20 protein-coding genes are annotated in these 19,440 nt (G+C 68.8%); 6 read left to right on the forward strand and 14 right to left on the reverse strand.

Annotated features, from left to right (window positions below):
- Positions 1 to 22: 22 nt before the first annotated feature.
- From ACMGFI_RS14590 to ACMGFI_RS14615, 6 genes are all read right to left on the reverse strand, one after another.
- On the reverse strand, positions 23 to 2,497 hold the full coding sequence (locus tag ACMGFI_RS14590; protein ID WP_436910546.1) for a DUF2309 domain-containing protein: 2,475 nt from the start codon (positions 2,495 to 2,497) through the stop codon (positions 23 to 25).
- A complete protein-coding gene (locus tag ACMGFI_RS14595) occupies positions 2,487 to 3,971 on the reverse strand; it encodes a proton-conducting transporter transmembrane domain-containing protein (RefSeq protein ID WP_436910547.1) in 1,485 nt (494 codons plus the stop codon). The genes ACMGFI_RS14590 and ACMGFI_RS14595 overlap by 11 nt, the downstream gene beginning before the upstream one ends.
- A 521-nt stretch (positions 3,972 to 4,492) precedes the next feature.
- Positions 4,493 to 4,957 (reverse strand): Lrp/AsnC family transcriptional regulator, encoded by a 465-nt coding sequence (locus tag ACMGFI_RS14600; RefSeq protein ID WP_436910548.1) that lies wholly within the window; start codon positions 4,955 to 4,957, stop codon positions 4,493 to 4,495.
- Positions 4,958 to 5,189: 232 nt separating this feature from the next.
- Positions 5,190 to 5,999 carry a formate/nitrite transporter family protein gene (locus tag ACMGFI_RS14605; RefSeq protein ID WP_436910549.1) on the reverse strand — a complete coding sequence of 270 codons (810 nt, stop codon included), beginning with the start codon at positions 5,997 to 5,999 and terminating at the stop codon, positions 5,190 to 5,192.
- A 93-nt stretch (positions 6,000 to 6,092) separates the two neighbouring features.
- Complete coding sequence (locus ACMGFI_RS14610; protein WP_436910550.1) at positions 6,093 to 6,392, reverse strand: chorismate mutase; 300 nt, start codon at positions 6,390 to 6,392, stop codon at positions 6,093 to 6,095.
- Positions 6,389 to 7,243 (reverse strand): shikimate kinase, encoded by an 855-nt coding sequence (locus tag ACMGFI_RS14615; RefSeq protein WP_436910551.1) that lies wholly within the window; start codon positions 7,241 to 7,243, stop codon positions 6,389 to 6,391. The genes ACMGFI_RS14610 and ACMGFI_RS14615 overlap by 4 nt, the downstream gene beginning before the upstream one ends.
- 130 nt (positions 7,244 to 7,373) lie before the next feature.
- Between ACMGFI_RS14615 and ACMGFI_RS14620 the strand changes: the two genes are divergently transcribed.
- Complete coding sequence (locus ACMGFI_RS14620; protein ID WP_436910552.1) at positions 7,374 to 7,802, forward strand: DUF5796 family protein; 429 nt, start codon at positions 7,374 to 7,376, stop codon at positions 7,800 to 7,802.
- 87 nt (positions 7,803 to 7,889) lie between these two features.
- On the opposite strand, the gene ACMGFI_RS14625 is transcribed toward ACMGFI_RS14620, so the two are convergent.
- On the reverse strand, positions 7,890 to 8,024 hold the full coding sequence (locus ACMGFI_RS14625) for a DUF7128 family protein (RefSeq protein ID WP_281275762.1): 135 nt from the start codon (positions 8,022 to 8,024) through the stop codon (positions 7,890 to 7,892).
- A gap of 135 nt (positions 8,025 to 8,159) precedes the next feature.
- Positions 8,160 to 8,408: a zinc ribbon domain-containing protein gene (locus tag ACMGFI_RS14630; protein ID WP_436910553.1), complete on the reverse strand. Its 249-nt coding sequence runs from the start codon at positions 8,406 to 8,408 to the stop codon at positions 8,160 to 8,162.
- A gap of 59 nt (positions 8,409 to 8,467) precedes the next feature.
- Here ACMGFI_RS14630 and ACMGFI_RS14635 point away from each other — a divergent pair, with 59 nt between their 5' ends.
- A complete protein-coding gene (locus ACMGFI_RS14635) occupies positions 8,468 to 8,752 on the forward strand; it encodes a hypothetical protein (RefSeq protein WP_436910554.1) in 285 nt (94 codons plus the stop codon).
- Between the two features lie 176 nt (positions 8,753 to 8,928).
- On the forward strand, positions 8,929 to 11,124 hold the full coding sequence (locus ACMGFI_RS14640) for an AAA family ATPase (protein WP_436910555.1): 2,196 nt from the start codon (positions 8,929 to 8,931) through the stop codon (positions 11,122 to 11,124).
- 42 nt (positions 11,125 to 11,166) lie between these two features.
- Here the strand turns inward: ACMGFI_RS14640 and ACMGFI_RS14645 are convergent, their stop codons facing one another.
- Entirely contained in the window at positions 11,167 to 12,009 is an 843-nt protein-coding gene (locus ACMGFI_RS14645; RefSeq protein WP_436910556.1) for a hypothetical protein, read from the reverse strand.
- 181 nt (positions 12,010 to 12,190) lie between these two features.
- Here ACMGFI_RS14645 and ACMGFI_RS14650 point away from each other — a divergent pair, with 181 nt between their 5' ends.
- Genes ACMGFI_RS14650 through ACMGFI_RS14660 form a run of 3 tightly spaced genes read left to right on the forward strand, consistent with a single transcriptional unit; the run spans position 12,191 to position 16,161 of the window.
- Positions 12,191 to 13,723 carry an aldehyde dehydrogenase family protein gene (locus ACMGFI_RS14650; protein WP_436910557.1) on the forward strand — a complete coding sequence of 511 codons (1,533 nt, stop codon included), beginning with the start codon at positions 12,191 to 12,193 and terminating at the stop codon, positions 13,721 to 13,723.
- Between the two features lie 57 nt (positions 13,724 to 13,780).
- A complete protein-coding gene (locus tag ACMGFI_RS14655; RefSeq protein ID WP_436910558.1) occupies positions 13,781 to 15,634 on the forward strand; it encodes a hypothetical protein in 1,854 nt (617 codons plus the stop codon).
- On the forward strand, positions 15,631 to 16,161 hold the full coding sequence (locus tag ACMGFI_RS14660) for a hypothetical protein (RefSeq protein ID WP_436910559.1): 531 nt from the start codon (positions 15,631 to 15,633) through the stop codon (positions 16,159 to 16,161). Before ACMGFI_RS14655 ends, ACMGFI_RS14660 begins: the two co-directional genes overlap by 4 nt.
- A gap of 283 nt (positions 16,162 to 16,444) precedes the next feature.
- Here ACMGFI_RS14660 and ACMGFI_RS14665 read toward each other — a convergent pair whose 3' ends face one another.
- The 5 genes from ACMGFI_RS14665 to ACMGFI_RS14685 are packed head-to-tail and all read right to left on the reverse strand — an operon-like array spanning position 16,445 to position 19,366.
- Positions 16,445 to 17,578, reverse strand: a complete 1,134-nt coding sequence (locus ACMGFI_RS14665; protein WP_436910560.1) for a DUF4349 domain-containing protein — start codon at positions 17,576 to 17,578, stop codon at positions 16,445 to 16,447.
- A 59-nt stretch (positions 17,579 to 17,637) separates the two neighbouring features.
- Positions 17,638 to 18,447, reverse strand: coding sequence for a nitrilase-related carbon-nitrogen hydrolase (locus tag ACMGFI_RS14670; protein WP_436910561.1), 810 nt, complete (start codon positions 18,445 to 18,447; stop codon positions 17,638 to 17,640).
- A complete protein-coding gene (locus tag ACMGFI_RS14675) occupies positions 18,444 to 18,872 on the reverse strand; it encodes an SRPBCC family protein (protein ID WP_436910562.1) in 429 nt (142 codons plus the stop codon). The genes ACMGFI_RS14670 and ACMGFI_RS14675 overlap by 4 nt, the downstream gene beginning before the upstream one ends.
- Before the next feature lie 36 nt (positions 18,873 to 18,908).
- Positions 18,909 to 19,133, reverse strand: a complete 225-nt coding sequence (locus ACMGFI_RS14680) for a DUF7123 family protein (RefSeq protein ID WP_436910563.1) — start codon at positions 19,131 to 19,133, stop codon at positions 18,909 to 18,911.
- Between the two features lie 35 nt (positions 19,134 to 19,168).
- A complete protein-coding gene (locus ACMGFI_RS14685) occupies positions 19,169 to 19,366 on the reverse strand; it encodes a DUF7525 family protein (RefSeq protein WP_436910564.1) in 198 nt (65 codons plus the stop codon).
- Between the last annotated feature and the right edge of the window lie 74 nt (positions 19,367 to 19,440).

The raw sequence follows: 19,440 nt of genomic DNA on the forward strand, positions 1-19,440 counted from the left end.
TGCGCGAGCGCGGACGAGGCGCTCAGCGGGCGAGCGGCTTGGCGGCTGTCGCCCGCTCCCACTCCAGGTCGCCCTGGTAGTGGACGGCGGCGTTGTCCTGCTGGGGGTCGACGACCGTCAGCGAGATCCAGCCGTTGTCGAACAGCTTCGCGACCTCCTCGTGGCGCGCGAGGATGTCGGCCACGCGCTCGACGGGGGCGTGGATGACCGCCGTGAGCCGGAGCGGCTGGTGGTAGAGACGCTCGCTGTCGACCTTCAGCGACTGGAGCGGGAGCCCGGTCATCAGGTCGCCGCCGTTGCCCTGCACGACGCCGATGTTGCCGCGGGGGTTCTGCGTGACCTTCGAGCCGCTCCCGTAGACGGCGTTGTCGACCGTCGCGAAGTAGTACTGGCTGTTGATCCACTGGGTGACCACGAGCGGCCCCGTCATGATGGCCTCCAGCGCGTCCCCGTCGGGGTCGGTCGACCAGTCGTAGGAGTGGAGGAACGCCCGCCCGTCGAGGTCCTGCCCCTCGGTCAGCTCGCGCGGGCCGATGACGAACGACCCGTTGCCGGCCAGCCCCCACTCCGGGCGGGTCTCCGCCCAGTCGGCCGTCCGGCGCTTCGTCTCGCGGACGCCCTCGTCGGGGTCGGCGCCCGCCATCGACTCCGCGCGCTCGGCGGCGGCACCGGCCCGCGCTTCGTCGAGGTCCGCGCGGAGGCGTTCGAGGTCCTCGCTGTGGCTCTCGGGCACGTCCCCGTCGAACAGCGTGATCTCGTCGGTGGCCGTGTTGTGCTCGCCGGCGAGGAAGACGGTGTCTTCGGGGATGTCGTGGCCGCGCTCGCGGAGTTGTGCCCTGACTTCCTCGTCGTTGCAGACGGCGGCGAGGGCGCGGGCGTTCGGGCCGCCGGGGTTGCCGGCGCAGGCGCCGCAGTCGAGGCTCGAATCGAACGGGTTGTTCGTCGTCTCGCTCGCGTGGCCCGCGAAGACGACCAGCCGGGCGAACTCCTCCCAGCCCATCAGCTCGAAGGCGGTCTCGGCGCAGGAGACCTTCTCTTCCAGAGTCATCCCCCGGGCGAGGCCGTCGCCCTCGCCGCCTCCCTCGTCGCGGCGGTCGAGTGCGGGCTCGCAGAACTCCGCGGGCGAGGGGACGCGGTCGTCGACGGCGTCCGAGAGGTCGGCTACGGCAGAGGGGACAAGCGTCCGCGCAGCCATCGCCGCGCCGTAGGCGCTCCCGCCGCCCTCGACGAAGGTGAAGGCGGCGGCCACGTTGGTCTTCAGCGACTTGAGGTGCTTCCGGGCGGCCGTCGCCAGCCCGGTCCAGCGGTCGTGGGCCGCCTCGCCGTGGTCGTGTTCCGGGCGCTCGGTGACCCGGTGCTCGGGGTCGACGATGGGCGGACAGGCGTCGATCTCGACCGCCGAGTCGTAGCCCTCGTAGCGCATCGGGACGCCGAAGAAGCCGGCGTAGCCGTGGGTCTCGTACGGACCGGCTTTCTCGATGTGACGGCGGATGACCTCCGACCGGGTGTCGATGCAGAAGACGAGCTGGGCGGCCGGGCGGTCGTCGTCGCCGTCGGTCGACGGATCCGTGGCCGACCGGTCGACCGTGACCGACTGGTCGATCCCGTCAAGCAGGCGGGCGCGGTAGCTCTTCTCCCAGGCGCGCAGCCAGATCTCGGCCAGCGGGACCTCGTCCTCGTCGGTCGCCCCGCGGTCGTCGGACTCGTCGGCCGATTCGAAGTAGCCACGGCCGTCGGCCGCCTCGCAGTCGTCGGGTTCGACCGGCGCGTCGAGGAGGTCGACCAGCGTCAGCCGGACGGCGAGGTAGTCGAGCAGGGAGATGGGATACTTCGACTGCCACGGCCCCGCGCGGCCGTCGGCGCGCTGCTTGACGAACCCGGTCCAGCCCGGCGTGGCAGCGAGGTGGTGCTCGAAGAGCTCCTCCCAGCGGCCCTCCGGATACTCCGAGAGCACCGACTCGACCGCCTCGACCGGCGACTCCGGGATGTCCGACGGGTCGTCACAGCCCGGGATCTCCTCGTCGTGGGGAGCCAGGCCCCGCCAGGCGTCGTAGAACCCCTGCTCGCGGTTGGGCATCGACCACTGGGCCTGCCCCTGGTCGAGGAACGCGGCGAGCCACTTCGAGAGTATCCGGTCGACCGTCTCGGTGGCGTCGTCGGAGTCGGTCGCGCGCTGGCGTTCGCGCTCCGCCTCGGCCGCGGCCATCTCGTCGAGCAGTGCTTCGGGCTCGCCGGCGACGCCGTGGGCGTCGAGTTCCTCGCGCAACACGTTCAGGTCGATCCGGCCGTCCTCCCAGGCCCGCCGGAACACCGAGGGGTGGGGGTAGCCGCGGCCGCCGAACAGCTGCTCGGCCTCGCTCACCGCGCGGTGGAACGGCCGGTCCTCGAACCCCGCGAGGGGGTTGGCCGTGACGAACGAATGCAGCGGCCAGACCGAGCCGACGGTCTCGGCCGCGCGGTCGATGCTGTCTTCCAGGGTAGTGCGTTCAAGCGTCATCGTAGTCCTCCGTGGCGGTGAGGATGGTGTCCGGGTGGGGCTGCGAGCGATTCAGCAGCGCGACGTAGAGGCGGTCGCTGGCGCGGTGCCAGCCGAGCTCCGTCGCCAGGTACGACAGGACGAACAGGGCGGCGACGCCGACGTGGACGGCCGTCAGCTCGGTCGGCGCCTTCGCCATCGGCGCGCCGGCGATCACCGTCGAGATGGCGTTGAACAGCACGCCGTAGGCGCCGATGGCCGTCAGGACGACGACCGGGACGCTCAGGAGCCGGGCGGCCGGCGAGAGGGTCGACCGACGGAGCACGTCCCGCGTCGCGTGCATGGTCGTCAGGACGACCACCAGCGCCAGGACGAGCCCGCTGTTCGGTGCCGTCCCCTTCCCGGTGAGGACGGCGAACAGAGCGCCGCCGCCGACCGCCGTGAGCAGGCCGACGGCGACGCCGGGGAGCGTCAGCCGGTCGCGCTTCGATTCTTTCGGGGCGGTCTGCTCGACCGCCTCGCCCGAGGAGAGGAACAGGTACGCCTTGTAGAAGCCGTGCAGGACGAGGTGGGCGACGGCGGCCGCGAAGAAGCCCAGGCCGCACTGGAGTATCATGAAGCCCATCTGCGCGATCGTCGAGGCGCCGAGCTTGCGCTTGATGTCCGTCTGCACGAGCAGGAGTGCCTGCCCGAGCAGGGCGCTGACGGCGCCGACGACGACGATGGCGGACATGACGGCGGGCGTGTCCGCGAGCAGCGGCGCGAACCGCGTCAGCAGGATGCCGCCCGCGTTGACGAAGCCGGCGTGCATCAGCGCCGAGGCCGGCGTCGGCGCCGTCATCGACGACAGCAGCCAGGTGTGGAACGGGACGAGCGCCGACTGGAGCATCGCCGCGAGGAAGATAGCGCCGACGGCGACCAGCGCGACCGGCTGCGAGAGAGTCTCGACCTGACCGAGGATGCCCGAGATCGAGGTCGCGCCCGTCGCCCAGACGAGGATCGCCAGGCCGCCGGCGAGCAGCCCGCTACTGGCGAGGAAGTGCCGCCGGGCGCTGGCGGCGGCGGCCTGGGCCTGCTCCCAGCCGCGGACGTGGCCGACCAGCGACGCCATGACGAGCCCCATCGCCAGCCAGGTCCCCGCGAACAGCGCGACGTGGTTCGCCGCGGTCATCGTCATCACGACGAGCGTGAACGCGAAGATCCGGGCGAAGAAGGCCTCGACGCGGGCGTCGCCCGCCATGTACCGCCGGGAGTAGCTGTGGACGATGCCGCTGAAGAAGGTGACCACGACCCACATCACGGCGGTCAGCCCGTCGACGACCACCAGGTCCGCGACCGCCCACTCGCCGCCCGCCACGACGAGGGCCAGGACGCCCGCACTAAGAGCGAAGAGGGTCCAGACCGCGACCGTGGCCGCTCGCGGGAGGAACGAGGTCGGCGGCGAGACTGTCTCCGAGAGCGTTGCGGCGTCGTTCCGTCCCGTTTGGCCGGTCATCGTTGTGTCCCCGACCAGCCCGTCCGGCCGCCGAGTCCGCGGCGGCACTCACACGAACTGGTCGTCGTTACAGCACTGTAGAACAATACGGTTATTATAGTCTTTGGTTCGCACAATCTGTTCGAGAAACGTGGATGAAAGAACGTTATGGTCATTGGTACGGGATCGCACACCGGGGCGGTCCCGACAGCTCACCCCCAGGGCCACGGGGAGCGGCCGAACGGTGCCGCTACACGGAGAATATCGGGGAACAGTGACCGAGCGCGAGGGATCGGGAGAGACAGCGGGCGCCGGTTCGGCCGACGTGCGCGGTTCGGCCCGGCGTGGGACAGCCCCGGGGGAGGAGTCAGGTACGAGCGCGAACGGCGACCCGAACGAACAGATCGGTATTCAGGGGCGGATATGCGAACGGGATGGTACTCTTCGCGGGATCAAGAGCGGAACAACCGGAGGTCGGCCGGCGGGCGCGGGCCGGTTCCGGTCACTGGCGGGGATCGACTGCAGACCCCGCCCGGCGGGGGTCACCCCTCCGAGAAGTCGTCGAACGGCGTCGTCTCGTGGCTGCGGACGAGCACCTCGTCGGCGACGGTCAGCCCCATGTCGAGCAGTTCCTGCGCCACCGGCGTGATGTCGTCGTCGGACTCGCCCACGGCCGTCACGAGGAGATTCTGCTCGCCCGTCACGAGCTCCTGGACCGAGACGACGCCCGGGATGTCGAGGATGTCGTCGATGAGCGCGCCCCGTTCGGGGATCGGGGCGGTACAGAACAGCAACATCCGGAGCGGGTAGCCGGACTTCTGGTAGTCGACGTCGGCGCTGTACCCCTTGACGACGCCCTCCGATTCGAGCCGCTGGATGCGCTTGCGCACCGTGCTCGACGAGGCGTCGGTCCGCTCGGCGATCTCGCCCGAGGAGAGGTTGCGCGCGTCCTCCTGTAGCGCGGCGAGGATCTCCCGGTCGACCTCGTCGAGTTCGTACTCCGCCATACCCGCCGGCTTCTCGCGGAACGCATAAGGAACTTCGGCTGTCGCCGGCGCCCGCCGCGACCATCGAAACGGCATCGGCACGTCGCGTTCGGCTATCGGTTCTCGCGCCGTTCGACCTTGCTCATTCTACAGCTGACGTAACACATTCGATTTCCTATCGCCACTTCCTTCGTTGTATTGGGCTCCGTACGACTCGTACACTGACGAGAGTGAGTTTCGGGGTACGGTGTCTTCAGCCCCCACCGCGAACGACGTGACCGTATTTTAACAGACTCACGAACACGCCGCCACCGACCACGTTCCCGACAGTCGCCAGTCCGAGGAAAGTTACGTAGTCGAGCGCCGTTATCTCGGAGGAGATAAACACCCCGAACAGCACCTCGACGTTGCCTGCGATCGAGTGCGGGAGGTGGAGAATACCGATCGAGGCGGTGACGAGCCAGATGATGAACAGGCGACTGGTGGTCTCTTTTGCGGCGGTTACCAACCACGCTAACAGGCCCATGAGCCATCCCGCGAGGATGCCCGCAACGAACAGCCATCTGGGCTCGTGGGAGACCATCTTTCGCGCAATGGTGACGAACGCCTCCGGGTTTGCGACCCCGAGATTAGGCATCAACGTGACCACGAACAGAGCGAATACTGCGCCACCCACGACGTTACTGACCCAGATAAGCGTCCAGAGCCGACCTAACTTTCCGAGCGACTCCCGATCGTCAAGTACTGGCATCACTGCGAGAGTCGTGTGTTCGGTGAACAGTTCCGAACGTGCGATGATGACGAAGATAAACCCGACGGAGTAAGCACTCGCCAGCAGTAGTTCCGTCCCGATATCGCCGAAGCCACCGTCGGTAAACGTGAGCAGGGCTGCCATCAGTAGCGGCCCGAATCCGATATCGAGGCCGGCTGAAAACCCTGACAGTAAGAGCCCCACAGTTCCCCGCTCCATCTCGTTCTGGGCAGATTCGATTACCGATTCGAGTATCTCCGGTGCCGTGGCCTGTTCTCCCGTGATCTCTACCTCGGGATCTTGGTCGCCCAAATTAGACCTCTCCCGTACTGGGGATTCCAGGTCTGTCGAACCAATGCATACCAGCAACTATAGAACGAGAGTCAAAGAGTCGTGTGTTAGAAGTTACCTGGACTCCCGCTGCTCGACCTTGTTCAGCTCGATGAGCAGCCGGAAGATGGCCTTGACGAGGTTGGAGTCGACGTCGAACTGCTCGGCGTTCCCGCCGGCCCGGTCCATGACGGCCTGCTCCTGTTCCTCGTCGGTGGTGGGGAGGCCCCGCTCGTCTTTGACCTCCGCTATCGTGTCGGCGACGTAGGTCCGCTGGGCGATCAACTCGACGATCTCCCGGTCGATCGACTGTATCTCGTCGCGCAGTTCGTCCAGGTTCATCTCCTCGGCGTAGTCGGATTCGTCTTGGCTCATTGGATGCGTGTCCCCTCCGTCTGTGTCGTGGTCAGCCAGGTTCGACCCTCGCGCTCGCCCCAGCGGTCGCGCAGGGCTTCGAGGTCCTCGCGGTCCCCGACAGCGGTGAAACTCGGCCCCGTTCCCGACAGCGAGACCCCGTGGACGACCGGCATCGCCTCGACGACGGGGTCGGTCGGAAAGTCGAGTGCGGCGCAGAAGGCCAGCCCGTTGACCGTCATCGCGCGGCCGAACTCCCCGTCGAGGGCCAGATCCGCGACCAGATCGGCCATCGGCGCGACCCGCCGGCAGCGGTCCGCGTCGGCGTCCGCGGAGAACGACCGCTCGGGCGGCGTCCACACCAGGACCGCCCAGTCGCGTTCCTCCCGGGCCAGCAGTTCGTCGCTGTCGTTGTCGGTGACCGTGACGCCGCCGAGCATACTCGCGCTGGCGTCGTCGAACGCGCCGGTGACGGTGACGCCCGCGTCGCGGGCCGCCCCCACGCCGATGCGGCAGGCGTCCTCGCGGGAGATATCGTCGGCGGCGCCCAGCGCGTCGAGCGTCGCGAGCACGGTCGCGTTGGCGGCGGCGCTGGAGCTCTTCAGGCCCGAGGCCATCGGCACGTCGCTCTCGGTGCGGACGCGCCCGCCTTCCCCGTCGCCGAACCGGTCGGTGACCGCGGCGACGCACCGCTCGATCAGTTCGGTGTCCGCCTCGGGGTCCTCGGCGACACAGCCGGTCACGCCGTCGGCGTCGGCGTCGAGTTCCACCGTCGCGGTCGTGTACTCGTCGATGGCGAACGCCGAACCGACGCCGGTCGCGAGCGCGTTCAGCACCGTCCCCGCCGCGGGGGCGACTGCCTGTCCTTCCATCGTCCCCCTGTCTTCCCGGGCGGTATTTACCTCTGTGGGAATCCGGCAAGCGGAGCGGCCGGTGGTCGCGAGGCGGCGCCCGCACGACGGGAACGCGACGCTTTTGGGTCGCCCGCGGGAATCCCCGACCATGAGCGCGCGAAACGACGTGCCGCCGGACACGCTGGGGGTCGAACTCACCGAGGACGGGGTCGCCGTCGAGTACCTCGACGGCCGCGAGGTCTTCTACCGCGGCGTCCCGACGGCCGTCGAGGAGTCGGTCCGCGCCGGCCCCGGCAAGGACGTGCACGTGCTGGTCACCGACGAGACCGAGACCCAGGGGATCATGCTGTACGTCAACGACCTGAACACCCACGACGACATCCTGGAGACGACCGGCGTCGGCCGGGTCATGGTCGACGACGGCGACGAGGAGCCGCTGTTCCAGGGCGTGGTGGCCCGTTCCGACTCGCACCGGGTCGAAATCGAGGCGGACCTGTCGGTCGTCGACGGCCGCGTGTTCGTCTTCGTCGAGGACGAGATGGGCGAACAGAGCTTCGAGATCGTCGAGAACGCGTAGGCCCCGTTGAACGCTCGTTCGGCGTGGCGGCTCCCCGGCGACCCGGTCCCCCGCCGGATCGACCGTGTTGCTGGCCGGTCGACCGGCCTACTGGATGTACGACGGCTCTTCGGCGTCGCAGTTCTCCTCGTGCTGGCGCGCGTCTGACTGCTCGTCGAACATCAGCCCACAGGCCTCGCACTTGTACCAGGTCATCTCGTCGCGCTCGGTAGTCACGACCATGGTAGAGTGTGCGTCGTCACGGGGTAAAGGCGTTACTCCGGTCCGGCGGACCGCTCGTTTCGTCTGCGAACTGAGCACCGGCCGCGTAAATACCGGTTACAGAGACCCTCAATCCAACACGGCCTACTGCGGATATTACCGGGCTCGGCTAACGGATACCCACGTTATTAACGTCACCGCTGCCGCTGCAGCGATCGTAAAATAGGTCGGCACGAACGTCTGCAGTAATCCATACACTAACAGACCGATTGCACCCCCGATCCAACTGGCAGGTATTCTCTCTGGGATGTTTCCCTTCGCCTCTTCGAACACCGCGCCGCAGCTGGGGCACTCGCTCGCCGAGGAGCGTACTTGGGTCCCGCAGTTACTGCATCTCACTGCCATACGGAAAATGTGAATATGTGGCCAAAAATGACTTTATGCCATTTATTCATGATATACCTATGGCGCGCGTTAGTTCAGAGGAGGGGATAATGTACGGGATAGAGCACTTCGGATACGTCCTCGGTGTAACTACTTTCGGGCTACTATTCTGTATTATCGGTATCGCCGTGATCGTTCAGGGATCATTATTGGTCGGTGTTCTCCTCATATTGGTGGGTATCATAGCTTCATACGCAGGGTTCGTCGGAACTATGTACAAAGTGATCGCGGACGGCGTCGCGAAAGGCACGGAAATTACTGAATCGACAAAGACTGCGAGGAAGATCTACTCGGAAGACGATTAGGTCCTGGGGAGGTCAAGTATCGGGGTAACCAGATATGTTTCGAGTTCACTTCGAGGGCACCTGACGTGACCTCGTTTCCTACTTGAGCATCCGCGCGCCGCGGGCCGCGGTTTGCCTACCCCTCAGCGAAAACGGTGGTGGGGAAGCATAATGAGCGTCGGCCCGATAGCGGGGGTATGGGAAGCGGCGACGCCATCGAGGTCTCCGTCGAAGGAGCGAACAAGCGCGACGCCGGCCGCGGCATCGCGCGGGTCCCCGAGCGAGTCCGGTCCGAACTCGGAGTGCTGAGCGGCGACCCGCTGGTCATCCACGGCGAGCGGGCGACCGTCGCGAAGGCCTGGCCCGAGAGCGGCGACGGCGCCTACGTCCGCATCGACGCCGACACCCGCGCCAACGCCGGCGTGAACATCGGCGACACGGTCACCGTCGAGCAGACCTCCGTCCGCGAGGCCGACAGCCTGACCGTCCGGCTGGCCCAGTCGGTCGGCCTCGACGAGGCCCAGCAGGAGTCGGCGGTCCGGCGCGCCCTGCTGGACCGCCCGCTCCGCGAGGGCGAACAGGTCCACATCGACGGCGTCGGCGCCTTCGCCGTCTCCGGGACCGACCCCGGCGGCGCGGTCCGGGTCACCGACGGGACCGACATCACCGTCCTCCCGCCGATAGACGGGGGGTCGACCGGCGGCGCGACCGGCGGGTCCGGCACTGCCGGCGGCGGAACGGGAGCAAGCGGCGCATCGAGCGGGTCCAGCGGGTCGTCCGGGACGGGAGCCGGCGGGACGGGTGCCGAGGCGACGCCCGACGAGTCCGCCTCGCGCACGGGCGTCTCCTACGAGGACATCGGCGGGCTGGACGACGAACTCGACCAGGTGCGGGAGATGATCGAGCTGCCGCTGTCGAACCCCGATCTCTTCACCCGGCTGGGCATCTCCCCGCCGCGGGGCGTCCTCCTGCACGGGCCGCCCGGGACGGGGAAGACGCTCATCGCCCGCGCGGTCGCCAACGAGGTCGACGCCTACTTCGACGTGATCTCCGGGCCGGAGGTCGTCTCGAAGTACAAGGGCGAGAGCGAGGAGCGGCTGCGCGAGGCGTTCGACCACGCTGAGGACAACGCCCCGGCGATCATCTTCGTCGACGAGATCGACGCCATCGCGGGCGAGCGCGACGAGGACTCGGACATGGAGAACCGCGTCGTCGCACAGCTGCTCACGCTGCTCGACGGGCTGGAGGACCGCGGACAGGTAATCGTCATCGGCGCGACCAACCGCGTCGACAGCATCGACCCCGCGCTCCGCCGGGGCGGCCGCTTCGACCGCGAGATCGAGATCGGCGTCCCCGACGAGACCGGGCGCCGCGAGATCCTCGACGTCCACACCCGCGGGATGCCGCTGGCCGACGACGTGGATCTGGACCGCGTGGCCGGCCGCACCCACGGGTTCGTCGGCGCGGACTTGCACACCCTCACGACGGAGGCCGCCATGCACGCGCTCCGGCGGACGCGCGACGAGCCGGAGGTGACGCGGGAGGACATGGAGGCGGCGCTCCGGACAGTCGAACCGTCGGCAATGCGGGAGTACGTGGCCGAGTCGCCGACGGTCACGTTCGACGACGTGGGCGGGCTCGACGAGGCCAAGTCGACGCTCGAACAGGCCGTCGAGTGGCCCCTGGAGTACGGCCCCCTCTTCACCGCGACGAACACCGACCCGCCCTCCGGCGTCCTGCTGTACGGCCCGCCGGGGACGGGGAAGACCCTGCTCGCCCGGGCTGTGGCGGGCGAGAGCGGCGTCAACTTCATCCGCGTCGCCGGGCCGGAACTGATGGACCGCTACGTCGGCGAGAGCGAGAAGGCGGTGCGGGAGGTGTTCGACCGCGCCCGACAGACCGCCCCCGCCATCGTCTTCTTCGACGAGATCGACGGCATCGCCGGCGGTCGCATGGAGGGCAACGAGGTGACCGAACGGGTCGTCTCGCAACTGCTCACCGAGATGGACAGCGCCGCCGAGAACCCCAACCTCGTCGTCCTCGCAGCGACGAACCGCCGGGACATGCTCGACGACGCGCTCCTGCGACCCGGCCGCCTCGAACAGCACGTCGAGGTGCCGAACCCCGACGAGGCCGGTCGCAGGGCGATCCTGGACGTACACGTCGAGGGCAAGCCGCTCGGCGACGACGTGGACCTGGACGACCTGGCGAGCGAGACGGAGGGGCTGTCCGGCGCCCAGATCGAGTCGCTGGTGCGCGCGGCCTCCATGCGAGCGATCAGCGAGGTCGCCGCCGGCGTCGACCCCGACGAGGCCAACGAGCGGGCCGACGACGTGGTGATCGGCCGCGACGACTTCGAGCACGCGATCGGGCGGATCGAGCCGTCGGGCTGACTCACCGACGGGTGCGACCGCGGAGCGGCGAGTCCGGTTCGGTCACCGGCGGCGCGCGACCCGCTGGTTCGCGGGGTCGGATCTGTCGTGGAGGGTCCCGCAGTCGGTACACTCCCAGACGAACGCCCCGAGCCGCCGGTACCCGGCCGGCGAGCCGTCGGGGTTGACGTTCCAGTCGCGCCCGCAGCTCCGACAGCCGTCCGGTCGGTACTTGCCGCTGGTTGACGGTTCGCGCTCGCGGGCCGCTCGCTCGTGCTCCGGGGGCGCGATCTCGTAGAGAACCGAGCGGAGGTCCTCCGCGGAGAGCCGCTTCTGGAGGGTCTTGATCCCCGCGGCCAGGTCCTCGCGGCGCGACTCCAGGCGCTGGTACCGCTCGTCGTCGCAGTCGTCACCGCGGAGTTTGACCTCCCTGGCCGACAGGCGGGCCGTACACTCGTAGTACTGGACGAGCAGGCGCCCGTAGGAGGCCATCGCGACCTGCTGACTGACGACCTGCCGGAGCGAGTCCCTGTCGATCGGCTCGCACAGCGTGGCGTCCTCGTCGAGGACCTGGTCGGCGACCGGTTCGTGGCGACTCGTGGTAAGTACCGTCCGTACGAGCGGCGACCGTTCGTCGAGCAGGTCGGCTATGGCCTCCCGCTTGGAGTCCGACAGCTCGTGGCGCACCAGCGCGACTACCGTCGACGCGTCGACGACTCGGCGCCCCTCCACGACGGACCGGACGGCGACCACCTCGAAGGTGTCCGGGAGCCATCGACGGTACAGCGCCGACCGCGTTGAGTCGTCGAACACCGCGACGGTCGGCCCTCCGTCCTCGCGCGTTCGCCCCGCGTCGGCCACGCCGTCCGCTTCGGTCCCGTCCGGGGGACCCGTTGCAGTAGCCATCGGTTCACTCGCCCGTTTGCAAGTATATAATGAACTATAATTAATGTTTCTCGCGAGCTATCGGCGATGATACCGCGGGTCCCGAACCGGGCGGAGCGGAGGGGTCCGTGCTGTCGGGGAGCGGTGGGGTCGGCGCGGGGGGCGCAGGGGCTTTTTCACCGTCGCCGTCGAACGGTACCGTATGAGTCGGGACCAGACGGATCCGTTCGAACACTACGTCGACGGGGAGTGGACGACCGGATCGAGCGAGGAGACCTTCGAGAGCGGGAACCCGGCGACGGGCGAGACGGTCGGGAAGTTCTACCGCGGGACGCCGGCGGACGTGGAGCGTGCGGTCGCGGCCGCCGCCGACGCGTTCGAGGAGTGGCGCTCGCTGTCGTACATCGACCGGGCGGAGGTGCTGTGGGAGGTCTACCACGAACTGCGGGACCGCACGGACGAACTCGGTGAGATCGTCACCCGCGAGTGCGGCAAGGAGATCAGCGAGGGTCGCGCCGACGTGGTCGAGGCCGCCCACATGGTCGAGTGGGCCGCCGGCAACGCCCGCCACCCCCACGGCGACGTGGTCCCCTCCGAGATCGCCAGCAAGGACGCCTACATGCGGCGCAAACCGCGGGGCGTCGTCGGCTGTATCACCCCCTGGAACTTCCCGGTCGCGATCCCGTTCTGGCACATGGCCGTCGCGCTGGTCGAGGGCAACACCGTCGTCTGGAAACCCGCCGAGCAGACCCCCTACTGCGGTCAGATCGTCGCGGAGATGATGGTCGACGCGGGCGTCCCGCCGGGCGTGTTCAACGTCGTCCAGGGCTTCGGCGACGCCGGCAACGCCATCGTCGAGGACGAGCGGGTCTCGACGGTCCTGTTCACCGGCTCCGCGGAGGTCGGCCACAAGATCGACGAGAAACTCGGCGGCGTCCCCGGTCGCGACGCCGCCCTGGAGATGGGCGGCAAGAACGCCATCGTGATCACCGAGGCGGCCGACCTCGACATCGCCCTGCACTCGGCGGTGATGTCCTCGTTCAAGACGACGGGCCAGCGCTGCGTCTCCAGCGAACGGCTCATCGTCCACACGGACGTGTACGACGAGTTCAAAGAGCGGTTCGTCGACCTGGCGGAGGACGTGGCCGTCGGCGACCCGCTCGACGAGGACACGTTCATGGGCCCGGTCGTCGACGGGAGCCAGGTCGAGAAGTTCGGGGAGTACAACGACCTGGCCCGCGAGGAGGGCGCGAACGTCCTCGTCGACCGGGCGGAGCTGGACGACTCTGAGATCCCCGACGGGCACGAAGAGGGCTACTGGGTCGGCCCGTTCGTCTACGAGATCGACTACGACCCGGACCTGCGATGCATCCACGAGGAGGTGTTCGGCCCGCACGTCGCCCTGCTGGAGTACGAGGGCGGTATCGAGCGGGCCGTCGAGATCCACAACGACACCGAGTACGGCCTCGCCGGGGCCATCGTCTCCGAGGACTACCGTCAGATCAACTACTACCGCGACCACGCCGAGGTCGGCCTCGCGTACGGCAACCTCCCCTCCATCGGCGCGGAAGTGCAACTGCCGTTCGGCGGCGTCAAGAAGTCGGGCAAGGGCGCCCCGAGCGCCCGCGAGGTCATCGAGGCCGTCACCGAGCGCACCGCCTGGACGCTCAACAACTCGAAGGACATCGAGATGGCCCAGGGTCTCTCGGCGGACATCAAGACCGAGGGGGACTGAGCGGGCGGCGGTCCACGCGACCGAAGTCTATTTTAAACGGTATTGACATGAATGGGTATGGGGTTCGAACCTATCAGAGAGGGCTTCGAGGACATCGAACCGGGTTCGTACCCGTCGGGCTGGGTGAAGGACGGGTCGACGGACCAGCAGGTCGTCGAGTCGACGAGCGCGCGCGGGTCGCGGAGTCTCGAACTGGTCGGCTCACACGGCGGGTGCTGGCAGGCGCTCGCGAACGCGCCGTTCGACGACCACCCCGGCGGGGAGCCGATCCGGGTCGCCGGGGCGATCAAACCGGCGGTCGAAGGGGAGATCGGGTGCCACGACGGGTTCGCCCCGTACGGTAGCATCACGCTCCGGACGGAGGTCGGGAGCTGGGACGCCGGTAACACGCGCCATCTCCTCCGGTTCCGAACCGACGGGATTCGCGGTTCCGGTCTCGACCTCGGGTCGTTCGACCGCGGCGAGTGGCTCTTCTACGACATCGGCTACCGATACGACTCGGAGGAGTCGACGGTGACCGTCAGCTACTGGATCGACGGGGAGCGACGCGGCGTGGCGAGCGTCGACGCGATGGACGACGAGACGGCACTCTCCCACGTCGCGTTCAGGAGCGGCGACTTCACGGGGTACTGGGACAGAGTCACCGTGATACCGCAGCCGATCCCGACGCCGCCCGGGACGGACACGGCGACGGACACCAGGACGCCGACCGACACCAGGACGCCGACCGACCGGGAGACTTCGGTCGAGACGCCGGCTCCCGCCACGACGGCTGCGGCCCCGGGGTACGACCTCCGGGACGCGAACGTCCGTGCCAGGGTTCGGCCGCTCGATACGCCGCTTTTGGTCCTCTCCGGGGTCCCCGGGAGCGGCGGCAGCCTGGCGGTCGCGACGACCGACTACCGGCTGGTCGACCCGGACACGGCGAGGGACGCCTTCGTCACGCACGCGTTCGGGCGGGCGACCACGGGGTTCGACTGGCGCGAGGAACTGGAGTACGCACGGCGGATCCGCGGCAAACACAACGTTTCGGAGGTGTTGAACCGGGCGGCCTCCATCGGGTGGGAAGCGCTCGCCGCCTACGCGATGGCGCAGGTGAACCCCGCCGCGGCCGTCGGGCCGGTGATGGAAGCACTGCAGGACTCGGCGGCGTGGGCGGTCCAGGAGATCACGGACCCGTACATGGAGGCGATGAGCAAACAGACCCAGTGGACGTACACGTACGACGAGATCAGAGACGAGGTTCGAGCGGCCGACAGCCTCGTCGAGATGAACGATTACATGTTCGAACTGGCACAGACCGGCATCGACATCAGGTCCAACGCTCGGGACGGGTACAGTATCGGTGCGGCCGCACGCGCGGCGTACAGCGCGTCCGGGTCGGTGACCACGTCGCTCTCGAGCGCCGCGAGCGCGGCCTCCGGCGTCGTCTTCTACATGGCACTGGGGGAACTCGTCTCGCGCGCGGTCGACAGCGTCACGACGGGGATGGAGCAGAACGCGAAGCTCTCCGCGATCGGTCACGCGTACAGCACGACCCGGATCCCGGTCATCCGGCGGATCATCGACCTCGAAGCGAAGCGGACGGATAACACGCTCTCACCCTGTGAGGCGTGGGAACTGGCCTATCTCACCATGAATCACCACTACATGGGCGCGTTCGCCAACCACGGAATGTACAGACACGCACACGCCATCGAACAGAGCGCGCTCGGCGGTGTGTGGGACACGCTGGTCAACGTCGACGAGGTCGCATCCGTCCTCGCCGATCGGGCCGACAGCTACCAGTGGGGCGGTGCTGCCGCCCACCACGACTACGGCGACAGGCTGGGGACCGCCCTCGAGTGGACCCGCGAGTCACTCAATCGGTCGGTTCACGGGAGCCCGACGCAGGTGGGGGTTTCGCGATGAAGCGACGCACGCTCCTCGCGCTCCTCGGCGCGGGGTCTGCGGGCGGCGCGGCGGTGCTCTATCCGGAGCGGACCGAGTCGCTCGTCGGGGGCGGGACAGGTCCCGAAGACGCGCCCGCCGAGGGTCCGAGCGACTGGGGTCGGCGGCTCCAGTCCGAACTCGACGACCCCTCGTACGGCGACGTTTCGTTCGCCACGACCGCTCGGTCCGTCACCGTCGACGACGACGTTCTCTCGGCGGTCGACGTGGAGCCGAGCGCAAGCGGCGACGCGTTCCTGTTCGAGGCCGCGTCAAGGGACGGCGCCGAGCGGTTCGCGGCCATGCTCGACGGGACGCTCGGCCTCGGGACGGACGTCGAGTTTCGGGCGTCCGTCGACGGCGAGACGGTCAGGTTCGCGGGCGGTGAGTCCGCCGTCGGCCCCGTCGCGGGCGCTTCTGCCGTCCGCGAAGCGGAGCCGGTCGTCGTCCTCGTCCGAGCGAGCGACCCGGCCGACCTCGAGTCGGTCGCGGCGTCGCTGGAGCCGTGATCGGTCGCGGCACCCGCCGCTGGTAGTATCGACGCGTCGAAAGGTGAGAGGCGGGCCGTGGACGAGGAGGCGGGCCGCGGCGGCCTGTCCGGACAGGTGCCGCGGCGTGTGGTCGACGTGGGCCTGGCCGAGCGCGGTCGGATTGCCGGTTACGACGTGAAAAGCGTCTCGCCGGCACCAGTCGATAACGCGCCCTCCGTTATAAATCTCGTGTCTGTGACCGACACCCGACGGCAGTCCCGTGCGGTCGTCACGCTCGGAGGGATCGAGTCCGCCCCCGCGGTCACTCGTCGGTCGGCTCGTCCTTCGAGGCGCCGTCGTCGGTCTCCGAGGCTCCGGCCGATCCGCCGGAACCGCTCCCCGAGTCAGGACCGTCCCCGGAGTCGCCCCCGAATCCGGTCAGCCCCTCACCCGCGTCGCCGTTGTCGCCGAACGGATCCCCCGAACGCGATCGGGTCCCGACGAACGGCACCCACGAGGGGACACCGATTCGTCGACCCGCGCCGACGACGAGGAGGGCGGGCACGCCGAGGCCGACGACCCACGGGACCGCGGCGACGCCGGCGACGAAGACGGTGCGAGCGAACGTCACGAATCCCTGGACCGACGACGTGAACACCGCGACGGCCGACTGCTCGTGGAACGGCGTCGGCTCCGCGGGCGCGACCGGGTCGGGTTCGGGCTCGCGGAGTTCGACGCGCACCGTCGAGAACGCGACCCTGTCGCGCAGCGACCGCTCCTGGGCTTCGAGGCGCTCGATCTCCCCCTGGACCTCGGAGAGCTGTTCGCCGACTTCGAGCAGGTCCTCGGTCGTGTTGGCCGAGTCGTACAGCGAGCGCAACCGATCCCGCTGTGCCCGGAGGTTCTCCAGCCGAGCCGTCAGGTCGACCAGCTGGTCGGTCACGTCCTTCGTGTTCGAGTCGGCCGACAGCACGGTCCCCTGGCCCTGGGTGGCCTCGTACAGCGCCGTGAAGTTCCCCGAGGGGACCCGCACCTCGACGTAGCCGGTCCGCCAGGTCTCGTTCGCCCGGTGGTGGAGTTCCACGTTCGACCCGGAGACGTAGCCGTCGAGTTCCGCCGCACGCGACCGCACCGCGCGTTCGGCGACCGAGTAGTTCTCCACTTCGAGGGTCACCTCGCCGGTCTTGATCAGCGCCCGATCCACCCGGGCCGCGCTCGCCTGTCCGTCGCCGCCCCCGTCGCTCGCGCTGAACTCGGCGTCCGCCGCGTCGCCGCCACTCCCTCCGTCACCGCCATCACCGCCGGCGGCGCCACCGCTTCCGTCGCCGCCGTCTCCCCCGTCGCCGCCAGCTGCCTGCCGTTCCGGCGCGGCACCGTCCGCCGAGTCGCCCCCCATGCCCGCACAGCCCGCGAGGACCACCAGGACCGCCACCAGCAGCGTCGCTTTGCGAACCATACCCAGGGGATCCGTCCGCGTCACAAAAGGGGTACCGTGGCATCAAACGGGCGCTTGAGCTATCGACGGCGGTCTTCGAGCGCGGGGAACTCCGAGCGGACCGCGGCGACGCGGTCGGCGTCCACCTCGGCGGTCACGAGGGCGGCCTCGTCGCCGGCGCTCGCCAGGGTCGTTCCCCAGGGGTCGTATATCGCGGAGCGGCCCAGCAACTCGGCGTCCTCGAAGGTCCCGACGCCGTTGACCGCGCCGACGTACAGCAGGTTCTCGACGGCGCGCGTCCGCGGGAACAGCCGCCAGTGCTCGACGCGCGGGTACGGCCAGGCGCTCGGGACCAGTACCATCGTCGCCCCGGCGTCGACCAGCTCGCGGTACAGCGACGGGAACCGCAGGTCGTAGCAGGTCGTCACGCCGACGGTGTGGTCCCCGAACTCGACGGTCGGCACGGCCTCCCCGGGCGTCAGTAGCTCCTGCTCGGCGGAGCCGTAGCCGAACAGGTGGTGTTTGCGGTACACCGCCCGCCGCTCGCCCGCCCGGTCGAGGAACACCGCGGCGTTGGCCAGCCCCTCCGCGGCGGGGGTGTCGATCCCGTCGGATCGCGATTCCGCCAGGTCCTCGACGATGCTGCCGGCGAGGACCCCTACGTCGTGTTCGCGCGCGCTCTCGGCGAGCGCCGAGACGGTCGGGCCGGCGACGCTCTCGGCCGCCCGCCCGTAGCTCTCGAACGCGAAGTAGCCGACGTTGAAGATCTCCGGCAGCGCGACGAGGTCGGCGCCGTCGGCGGCGGCCTCGGCGACGGCCGTCCGTGCGCGATCGACGTTGCCGTCCACGTCCCCGCTCTCGATCCGGGTCTGGGCGAGCGCGAGCTTCACACCTCGACCCCGAAGTCCTCGGCGAGGGTCTCCTCCAGATTTTTCAGCTCCTCGTCGAGGTTGCGCTTGAAGAACCGCTCGACGCCGGGCAGCGAGCCGTCGACGACGAACCGGTTGGTGACGCGCGTGCCCTCGTCGGTCTCGGCGAGCTCGTGCTCGCCGACGACCTTCATCACCTTCGAGCGGCCGACGAACCGGACGTACTCCGGTTCTCTGCGTTCCTCGTCCTCGGTCTCGACGGCGACGGTCCGGTCGACGACGGGGATCGGGAGCGCGATGTGCCACGTGGCGCTCCCGTCGTCGTGGACCTCGTAGTCTTTGACGACGCTGATCGCACCCGCACGTCGGCCCGGGTCGGCGATGAACTCCCAGACGCGCTCGCGGTCGACCGGCAGTTCGAACGACCGCTCCACCCGAACAGTCATGGCGGTGCTTCGAACCGCGTCCCCTAAAAGAGCCCGTTAACTGAGCGTGACGCGCCAGGTCGTCGAGCGGGCGCGGCCCCACTTCTCGATGTCCACGTCCTCTGACTCCTCGTCGAGTTTCGGCAGGCGCGCGCCGACCTGCTTCGAGGAGAGGCCGATCTGCTCCGCGATGTTCTTCGCTCTGAAGTAGCTCTGCCCGCGCGAGACGCTGTCGCGCAGGTACTCCAGGATCTCCCTGTCCTCCTCGCCGAGTTCGCTCATACCCGCGATTGGTCGCGAATACCCTTAAGAATTCCTTACGCGTCTCGGGCGCCGTAGAGGTGGATGCCGGCGATCGAGCAGATCCCCGCGACCACCGCCAGCGCGAAGCTCCAGCCCGCGACGACCTGGTTGTCGTACGCGACGAGCATTCCGACGGCGCCCGCGACCGCGAGCACGCCGAACGCCAGTCCCAGTCCGATGCTCATGTCCGAGCCCGCGGTGACCTCGCTCATACCCTCCGGTTCCGTCACTCCGCACTTAATTCATTCGGGGTCGGCGCGGCGAAACGGCCGCGCTCGCCCCCGAA

Origin of the sequence: Halosimplex marinum (assembly GCF_051414075.1) — an archaeon.
Lineage (GTDB): Archaea > Halobacteriota > Halobacteria > Halobacteriales > Haloarculaceae > Halosimplex > Halosimplex marinum.